At 40.3% G+C, this 9,204-nt stretch carries 6 protein-coding genes and 1 pseudogene; 6 read left to right on the top strand and 1 reads right to left on the bottom strand.

All coding sequences use genetic code 11. The features are described from left to right. Positions 1 to 110 (bottom strand): annotated as a pseudogene (locus H5072_RS05315) (nicotinate-nucleotide diphosphorylase (carboxylating)); the annotation flags it as partial. A gap of 215 nt (positions 111 to 325) precedes the next feature. Here H5072_RS05315 and ampD point away from each other — a divergent pair. The 6 genes from ampD to lpdA all read left to right on the top strand — a co-directional run bounded on the left by ampD (position 326) and on the right by lpdA (position 9,161). Next, entirely contained in the window at positions 326 to 880 is a 555-nt protein-coding gene (gene ampD / locus H5072_RS05310; RefSeq protein ID WP_182692904.1) for a 1,6-anhydro-N-acetylmuramyl-L-alanine amidase AmpD, read from the top strand. Positions 881 to 893: 13 nt separating this feature from the next. Beyond that, positions 894 to 1,745 carry a beta-lactamase regulator AmpE gene (gene ampE, locus H5072_RS05305; protein ID WP_182692903.1) on the top strand — a complete coding sequence of 284 codons (852 nt, stop codon included), beginning with the start codon at positions 894 to 896 and terminating at the stop codon, positions 1,743 to 1,745. 352 nt (positions 1,746 to 2,097) lie between these two features. Then, positions 2,098 to 2,847: a pyruvate dehydrogenase complex transcriptional repressor PdhR gene (pdhR, locus tag H5072_RS05300; RefSeq protein ID WP_002957764.1), complete on the top strand. Its 750-nt coding sequence runs from the start codon at positions 2,098 to 2,100 to the stop codon at positions 2,845 to 2,847. Between the two features lie 90 nt (positions 2,848 to 2,937). Next, positions 2,938 to 5,604: a pyruvate dehydrogenase (acetyl-transferring), homodimeric type gene (aceE, locus tag H5072_RS05295; RefSeq protein ID WP_002957763.1), complete on the top strand. Its 2,667-nt coding sequence runs from the start codon at positions 2,938 to 2,940 to the stop codon at positions 5,602 to 5,604. Between the two features lie 10 nt (positions 5,605 to 5,614). Then, positions 5,615 to 7,531, top strand: coding sequence for a pyruvate dehydrogenase complex dihydrolipoyllysine-residue acetyltransferase (gene aceF, locus H5072_RS05290; RefSeq protein WP_182692902.1), 1,917 nt, complete (start codon positions 5,615 to 5,617; stop codon positions 7,529 to 7,531). A gap of 205 nt (positions 7,532 to 7,736) precedes the next feature. Then, entirely contained in the window at positions 7,737 to 9,161 is a 1,425-nt protein-coding gene (lpdA, locus tag H5072_RS05285; RefSeq protein WP_024604548.1) for a dihydrolipoyl dehydrogenase, read from the top strand. The last annotated feature ends 43 nt before the right edge of the window (positions 9,162 to 9,204 follow it).

Raw genomic sequence — 9,204 nt, 5'->3', positions numbered from 1 at the left:
TGAGGGATCAATTGCGCGGTAATGTCGCCGTCTTGTGCAGATTGATAATTTAGATCTTCATCTAAGGCGAGGGTGACAAGTTGAGTAATAAGCGTGTGCGAAATTGACATATGAAGGCTCATAAGTGTTAATAAATTAAGCAAATTTTACTATGTTTAAATAACTAATAGAAGCGCTTTTAAATGAGCAGGGGTTATTACACCTACATATATAGCATGGCTACTAAAAGTAATGCTACTAGCTGAATGTTAGCTAACCGCAATGGCTATCATTCTTTATATAAATCCTTTAGCATCAAGTTTATGTATACCGTGGTATTAAAATAATGCAGATAGATTCAAGCGGAGTTGCCGCTAATATAACGCAGCGGCCCTGTACGCATTTTGATGAGCGCCCTGAAAATACCGATATTTCGCTGTTGGTAATTCATAATATTTCCTTGCCGGCTGGGCAATTTGGCACCGAATACGTTGATGCACTGTTTATGGGTGAGATTGACTGTAATGCGCACCCCAGTTTTTGTGATTTAAATGGGCTTAGAGTGTCAGCGCACTGTTTTATAAAACGTACTGGCGAGATTATTCAATATGTGCCATTTAATAAACGCGCGTGGCATGCAGGGCAATCTGAGTTTGAGGGGGTACCTGCTTGTAATAACTTTAGCATTGGCATTGAGCTTGAAGGTACCGACACCGCTCCATATTCTTTAGCACAGTACAAAACATTAACTATTATTAGTAAATCTATAATGCAACGCTATCCAAAAATTACCCCTTCGCGTATTGTTGGGCATTGCGATATTGCCCCTGGGCGTAAAACAGATCCTGGCAGTAGCTTTAATTGGCCATTGTTTTTTAATATGCTTGAACAACTAAGTTAAGAGAGTTATTCCCATGATTTTAGTTTCTATAATAATTGCATTAATACTAGAGCGTTTAGGGGCTCGGTCTAATTACTGGCAGATAAGTTATTACGCAAATGGTTATTTAAATCGCTCTAATAAATTACTTGGTGATAAGGGCTTATTTAGCTCAGTACCGGGCTTTTTAATTTGGCTGTTACTTCCAGTAATAGCAATAGCGTTTATTTATTGTTTATCTGATTTTGTACTATGGCAGTTAGCTATTAATATTGCTGTGCTTTTGGTTTGCTTTGGTTGTGCCAAGCAGCGTGCTTTATATAAGTCTTACTTAAATGCCTTAACGCGAGATGATGGTACTGCTGCATCTTTATATGCGCTGCAAATAGGTCAAAAGCGTACTGATGATCAAGATGGTGGCGAAACCTTTGGGCAAACATTGGCGTGGGTAAATTTTAGATTTTACTGTGCGGTTATTTTTTGGTTTGTTGTTTTAGGCGCGCCAGGTGCGGTTTTATATGCACTGGTACGTACTTTAGCTGATTTAGTACGAGAAGATCATAAAGTAATATTTGCTAAGCGTTTTAAACTTATACATAAACTATTGTTTTGGCTCGACTGGTTACCTGCACGTATTACCAGCTTTGGTTATTTAGTAATAGGTAACTTTAATAAAGGCACAAGTTGTTGGCTACGTTACGTGCTTAACTTTAAGTCTCCAAATCGCGAAGTAGTAACATGTACTGCACTTGCTGCAGAGCAAATTGAAAAGCGTTATTACGGCTGTACCTACGAAGCCACGTGTATGATTAAGCTTGTTAAGCGTAATGTATTATTTTACTTAGTACTTATAGCGTTGCTTACATTATTTGGTGGGCTGTCTTAAGTTAATACTTTTTTAATAAAGTACCTTATGCAATGTAAGGTGCTTTAATATCTCCCAGCAGTTTTTAAGTACAATAAAATAGAGCTAATATTCTAATTTATTCTGGTCAGACCAATTGTTTTCATCCCAAATACGTTATAACAATTTTTGTAAATTGCGCATTGTTTAATCTTCGTTCAAAATGCGTTACGCTACTTTAATTGCTCAAATTACCTGTAAATTGACAGCTAATAAGGTTTTTGATACCGTATTGAAAATTTTTGGTATGACCAATTTACCTTTTGGGTAAATCATACTACTTAAAGCCCCGCTTTATGGGCTCTTGGTATTTATACAACGCGGACGTTGATTCATGTCTTTAAAGATCAAAGCAGCAAAGTTATCTGATGTTATTTTACAGCAACTCGAGAATATGATTCTTGAAGGCTCGTTAGCACCAGGTGAAAAGTTGCCACCAGAGCGTGAACTAGCAAAGCAATTTGAAGTGTCTCGCCCGTCACTACGTGAGGCAATTCAAAAATTAGAAGCGAAAGGTTTAGTTACGCGTCGCCAAGGTGGCGGCACGTTTGTAAAAAATCAGCTCGAAGAAGGGCTTACTGATCCACTTTTTGATTTGATTAGTAAACACCCTGAGTCGCAGTTTGATTTACTTGAATTTCGTCATGCATTAGAAGGGATTGCTGCTTACTACGCAGCACTGCGCGGGACCAGCAACGATTTTAGCAAAGTAAAACAAAGCTTTGATGAAATTGCCTTAGTTAATGATGATTTACAGCAAAAAGCAAAAGCAATTAATGCATTTCACTTTAGCGTGGCAGAAGCCTCGCATAATGTGGTGTTACTGCATTTAGTTAGAGGTATGAAAGCGCTGCTTGAGCAAAATGTATTGCAAAATTTAACTGTTCTATTAAAAAAGTCAGATATTAGCAGTCAGTTAGCCCAACACAGGCGTTTATTAATGGATGCCGTTATTGACGGTAATCCAGAACAAGCCCGTTTAGCAAGTAATGCGCACTTAGCATTTATCGAAGAAGCACTACTTGAAGCAGGCAAAGAGCATTCGCGAATTGAACGTAGTTTAAGACGCACTAAACAAAATTAAGTTAGTACATAACTACTTTGAACACACAAATTAAGTAGCTGTGATATTAAATTAACAATATTCGTATTTTAAACATAAGGAAACCTCCATATGTCTGAAGTCAATAAAATTGACGTAGACGCGCTAGAAACACAAGAGTGGTTACAAGCTCTTGAATCAGTTGTGCGCGAAGAAGGTGTTGAACGAGCTCAGTTTTTACTTGAGCAAGTATTAGAGCAAGCCCGTTTAGACGGCGTTGATATGCCAACGGGTATTACCACGAACTACGTTAATACTATTCCTGTAGATCAAGAGCCTGCTTACCCAGGTGATGTAAATCTTGAACGTCGTATTCGTTCAATTATACGTTGGAACGCGATTATGATCGTTCTACGTGCATCTAAAAAAGATCTCGACTTAGGCGGCCATATGGCGTCTTACCAATCATCTGCTGCATTTTATGAAGTGTGTTTTAACCACTTCTTTAAAGCACCAAATGATGTAGACGGTGGTGACTTAGTTTATTACCAAGGTCATATTTCTCCAGGTATTTATGCACGAGCATTTGTTGAAGGTCGTTTATCGGCTGCGCAACTAGATAACTTCCGCCAAGAAGTTGATGGCGAAGGCTTACCATCGTACCCACACCCTAAGTTAATGCCTGAGTTTTGGCAGTTCCCTACGGTATCAATGGGCTTAGGTCCTATTTCATCAATTTATCAAGCACGCTTCTTAAAATACTTAGATGGTCGTGGCTTAAAAGACACTAAAAACCAACGTGTATATGCGTTTTTAGGTGACGGTGAAATGGATGAGCCGGAATCACGTGGTGCTATTTCTTTCGCTGCACGTGAAAAACTAGATAATCTTTGTTATTTAATTAACTGTAACTTACAGCGTTTAGACGGCCCAGTTATGGGTAACGGTAAAATTATTCAAGAGTTAGAAGGCTTGTTTAAAGGCGCTGGCTGGAACGTAATTAAACTAGTGTGGGGCAGCGGTTGGGATATTCTGCTTGCTAAAGACACAACAGGTAAATTACTACAATTGATGAACGAAACAATTGATGGCGATTACCAAACATACAAAGCTAAAGATGGCGCATACGTGCGTGAGCATTTCTTTGGTCGCTACCCTGAAACAGCTGCCCTTGTTGCAGATATGACAGATGATGAAATTTTTGCGCTTAAGCGTGGTGGTCATGAGCCATCAAAACTATTTGCTGCATTTAAAAAAGCAGAAGAGACAAAAGGTCGTCCAACTGTAATTCTTGCTAAAACTGTAAAAGGTTACGGCATGGGTGAAGCAGCTGAAGGTAAAAACATTGCGCACCAAGTGAAAAAAATGGACATGTCGCATGTTGCACATTTACGTTCACGCCTTGGTCTTGATGACTTAGTATCTGAAGAGCAATTAAAAGAATTACCATACCTAGAGCTTGAAGAAGGTTCACCTGAGTACAAGTACCTACATGCGCGTCGTGATGAGCTTAAAGGTTACACACCTAAGCGTATTCCACGTTTTAGTGAAAAACTTACGTTGCCAGAAGTAGATGCATTTAAGCCACTACTTGAAGAGCAAAAGCGTGATATATCTACTACTATGGGCTTTGTTCGTGCACTTAATATCTTATTAAAAGATAAAGGCATTGGTAAAAATATCGTACCAATTATTGCAGATGAAGCGCGTACATTTGGTATGGAAGGTTTATTCCGTCAAATCGGTATTTATAACCCGCATGGCCAAAACTACACGCCACAGGATCGTGATATTGTTTCTTACTATAAAGAAGCAACTTCAGGTCAAGTATTGCAAGAAGGTATCAATGAGTTAGGTGCTATGTCGTCATGGGTTGCTGCTGCAACTTCATACAGCACTAACGATTTACCAATGATCCCATTCTACATTTACTACTCTATGTTTGGTTTCCAACGTGTTGGCGACATGGCATGGATGGCGGGCGATCAACAAGCACGTGGTTTCTTATTAGGTGCTACAGCGGGTCGTACAACGCTAAATGGTGAAGGCTTACAACACGAAGATGGTCACAGCCACATTCTTGCAAACACGGTTCCTAACTGTGTTTCTTATGACCCAACTTACGCGTTTGAAGTGGCTGTTATTGTACAAGACGGTATTCGTCGTATGTACGGTGACGACCAAGAAAATATTTACTACTACCTAACGCTTATGAACGAAAACTACCATCAGCCAGCTATGCCAGAAGGCGCTGAAGAAGGTATTCGTAAAGGTATTTACAAGCTTGAAAGTTACGAAGGTAAAAAAGCCAACGTACAGCTATTAAGCTCAGGTACTATTATGACTGAAGTGCGCAAAGCTGCTTCAATCTTAAGCGAAGAATATGGTATTGCATCAGATGTTTACTCAGTAACATCTTTCAATGAGCTAACGCGTGATGGTCAAGATGTTGAGCGTTTCAACATGCTTAATCCTGAAAGCGAGCAAAAAACAGCATTTATCACAAGCGTATTAAACGACTCTGTGACTGTTGCAGCAACGGATTACATGAAAAACTACGCAGAACAAGCGCGTTCATTCATTCCAAGCAGCAACTACAAAGTGTTAGGTACAGATGGTTACGGTCGTTCTGATAGCCGTGAAAACCTACGTCGTCACTTTGAAGTTAACGCAAGCTACGTTGTTGTTGCTACGTTATCTGAACTTGCTAAACGCGGTGAAGTTGAGAAGTCAGTAGTTGTTGAAGCACTTAAAAAGTTCAACATCGACACTAACAAACTTAACCCACTGTACGCATAAGAGGTTTGCAATGAGTATTGAAATTAAAGTACCTGATATTGGTGACGACGAAGTAGAAGTAACCGAAATATTAGTAAGCGTTGGCGATAAAGTAGATGTTGACCAATCATTACTAAATGTTGAAGGCGACAAAGCATCAATGGAAATACCTGCTTCTCAAGCGGGGACTGTAAAAGAGATTAAAGTTAACGTTGGCGACACCGTTACAACAGGCTCTTTAGTATTTTTGTTTGAAGGCGAGAGTGAAGGCACTGATGAGAAAAATACATCAGCCGCTGCTCCAGCTAAATCTGAAGAAGCAGCACCAGCTGCTTCTACAGGTTCTTCAATTAAAGAAGTAACTGTACCAGATATTGGCGATGATGAAGTTGAAGTAACTGAAATCATGGTTGCTGTTGGTGACACCGTTTCAGAAGAGCAATCTATCTTAAACGTGGAAGGCGATAAGGCAGCAATGGAAGTTCCAGCTCCATTTGCCGGTACAGTTAAAGAAATTAAAGTAGCCGCTGGCGACACAGTTAAAACTGGCTCGTTAGTGTTTGTTTTTGAAGTAGCAGGAAGTGAATCTGCAGCACCGGCTAAAGAGTCGGCTCCTGTAGAAGCGCCAGCTGAGAGCTCAACAGCAAGTTCAGCACCAAGCACTAAAGAAGTTAATGTGCCTGATATTGGTGGCGATGAAGTTGAAGTAACTGAAATTATGGTTGCCGTTGGCGACGAGGTTTCAGAAGATCAATCAATCTTAAACGTTGAAGGCGACAAAGCTGCAATGGAAGTACCAGCTCCATTTGCAGGTACAGTTAAAGAAATTAAAGTAGCCGCTGGCGATAAAGTATCGACTGGTTCATTAATTTTTGTATTTGAAGTTGCAGGCAGTGCGCCAGCAGCATCTGCACCAGCTGAAAAATCAGCACCTGCAGCAGCGGCTAAAACTGAGTCAGCACCGGCTCAAGCAGCACCTGCAAAAGCAAGTAATGAAAGCTTCACAGAAAATAGCGCGTATGCTCATGCATCACCCGTTGTTCGCCGTTTAGCGCGTGAGTTTGGTATTAACCTAGCTAACGTTAAGGGCACTGGTCGCAAAGCCCGTATAGTTAAAGATGACGTGCAAAACTACGTTAAAAACCTAGTTAAGCAAGTTGAATCTGGTCAATTATCTGCAGGTAGTAGCGCAGGTGGTAGTGAGCTTGGTCTTATTCCATGGCCTAAAGTAGATTTTGCTAAATTTGGTGAAATTGAAGAGAAAAAACTGTCTCGCATTCAAAAGCTATCAGGTAAAAACTTACACCGTAACTGGGTACAAATCCCACATGTTACACAGTTTGATGAAGCTGATATCACAAGCCTTGAAGTATTCCGTAAAGAGCAAAATGCACTTAGCGAGAAGAAAAAGCTTGGCGTTAAAATCACACCACTTGTGTTTGTGATGAAAGCAGCGGCTAAAGCACTTGCAGACTTCCCAACATTTAACTCTTCACTGTCTAGCGACGGCGAAAGTTTAATTCTTAAGAAGTACATTAACATCGGTGTTGCTGTTGATACGCCAAATGGTTTAGTAGTGCCAGTGTTTAAAGATGTTGATAAAAAAGGCATTATTGAATTATCACGTGAACTAATGGAAGTATCTGTTAAAGCACGTGACGGTAAGCTTACATCGTCTGATATGCAAGGTGGCTGTTTTACTATCTCTAGCCTTGGCGGTATCGGCGGTACGGCATTTACGCCGATTGTTAATGCGCCAGAAGTTGCTATTTTAGGTGTATCTAAATCTGAAATGAAACCTAAATGGAATGGCAAAGAGTTTGAACCAAAACTAATGGTTCCGCTGTCTATGTCATACGACCATAGGGTTATTGACGGAGCATTAGCTGCACGCTTTACTGTGACTCTTGCAAGTTACATGAGCGATATTCGCCAGTTGGTGATGTAACCAGTTTAGTAAAATTGGTATACGCAATAAAATAAATAGAATCAAATCCCAGCCAGTTGTTTTTAGCTGGGATTTTTACCATTTGCAATGATACAATCTTTGTACGAATTGCATCACTTTGTGCGCTGCTCACTCTTTCTGCCTTGCAGAAACATGGCAGTTAAATTTTAGGGCAGTGTCCCGTTCAAACAATTAAGGTAAAAGCATGAGCAACGAATTAAAAACTCAAGTTGTTGTACTAGGCGGTGGTCCTGGTGGTTATTCTGCGGCTTTCCGTGCTGCTGACTTGGGCTTAGAAGTTACATTAGTAGAATCTCGCGAAACATTAGGTGGCGTATGTCTTAATGTTGGTTGTATTCCTTCTAAAGCACTTTTACACGTAGCTAAAGTGATTGATGACGCAGCAGAAATGTCATCTCACGGTGTTACTTTTGGCGCACCAAAAATCGATCTTGACCAAGTTCGTACTTGGAAAGATTCTGTAGTTGGCCAGTTAACTGGTGGACTAGAAGGCATGGCCAAAATGCGTAAAGTGAAAGTTGTATCTGGATACGGCAAATTCACTGGCAGCAATACTTTAGTAGTTGAAGGCGCAGACAGCGCTACAACTATCACGTTTGATAACGCGATTATTGCAGCAGGTTCTAAACCAGTTAACTTACCTTTCATCCCAGAAGATGACCGTGTAATTGATTCAACTGGTGCATTAGAACTTAAAGACGTACCAGAAAAACTACTTGTACTTGGTGGTGGTATTATCGGTCTTGAAATGGGTACGGTTTACCGTGCGCTAGGTTCTGCAATTGATGTTGTAGAATTTGCTGATCAATTAGTACCAGCAGCTGATAAAGACATTATTAAAATTTACCAAAAATACGTAAGCAAAAAATTCAACGTAATGCTTTCAACTAAAGTTGTTGGTGTTGAAGCTAAAGAAGACGGCTTATACGTAACGTTTGAAGGTAAAAACGCACCAGCAGAACCAGTACGTTACGACAAAGTACTTGTTGCAGTTGGCCGTACTCCAAACGGTAACTTACTTGATGCTGAAAAAGCGGGCGTAAACGTTGATGAGCGTGGCTTTATTAATGTTGATAAGCAATTACGTACTAACGTAAGCCATATTTTTGCAATTGGTGACTTAGTTGGACAGCCTATGCTTGCGCATAAAGCGGTTCATGAAGGTCATGTTGCTGCAGAAGTTATTTCTGGTCAGAAGCATTTCTTCGACCCTAAATGTATTCCTTCAATAGCGTACACAGACCCAGAAATCGCTTGGGTAGGTGTTACTGAGAAAGAAGCAAAAGAGCAAGGCTTAAAAGTTGAAACTGCGGTATTCCCGTGGGCAGCATCTGGTCGTGCAATTGCATCTGCTCGTACTGAAGGTTCTACTAAACTTATCTTTGATAAAGAAAGTGGCCGTATAATCGGTGGTGCTATGATCGGTATTAACGCGGGCGAAATGCTTGGCGAAATCGGTTTAGGTATTGAAATGGGTGCTGATGGTGAAGACTTAGCACTTACAATTCATGCTCACCCAACATTGAACGAATCAATCGGCCTTGCAGCTGAAATTTTTGAAGGTTCAATCACTGATTTACCAAACAAAAAAGCAGCTAAAAAGAAGTAATTTAACTTTTTAGTATTTGCTTGAAAAACCCAACTTCGGTTGG

This window comes from Pseudoalteromonas sp. SR45-5, assembly GCF_014163565.1.
Classification (GTDB): Bacteria; Pseudomonadota; Gammaproteobacteria; order Enterobacterales; family Alteromonadaceae; genus Pseudoalteromonas; species Pseudoalteromonas distincta.
The sequence above is the reverse complement of the archived record's forward strand: the minus strand, read 5'-3'. Positions and strand labels throughout refer to the sequence as shown.

Coding starts and splice junctions, on each gene's coding strand:
- lpdA (WP_024604548.1), top strand. CDS start 7,737: ATGAGCAACGAATTAAAAACTCAAGTTGTTGTACTAGGCGGTGGTCCT.
- ampD (WP_182692904.1), top strand. CDS start 326: ATGCAGATAGATTCAAGCGGAGTTGCCGCTAATATAACGCAGCGGCCC.
- pdhR (WP_002957764.1), top strand. CDS start 2,098: ATGTCTTTAAAGATCAAAGCAGCAAAGTTATCTGATGTTATTTTACAG.
- ampE (WP_182692903.1), top strand. CDS start 894: ATGATTTTAGTTTCTATAATAATTGCATTAATACTAGAGCGTTTAGGG.
- aceF (WP_182692902.1), top strand. CDS start 5,615: ATGAGTATTGAAATTAAAGTACCTGATATTGGTGACGACGAAGTAGAA.
- aceE (WP_002957763.1), top strand. CDS start 2,938: ATGTCTGAAGTCAATAAAATTGACGTAGACGCGCTAGAAACACAAGAG.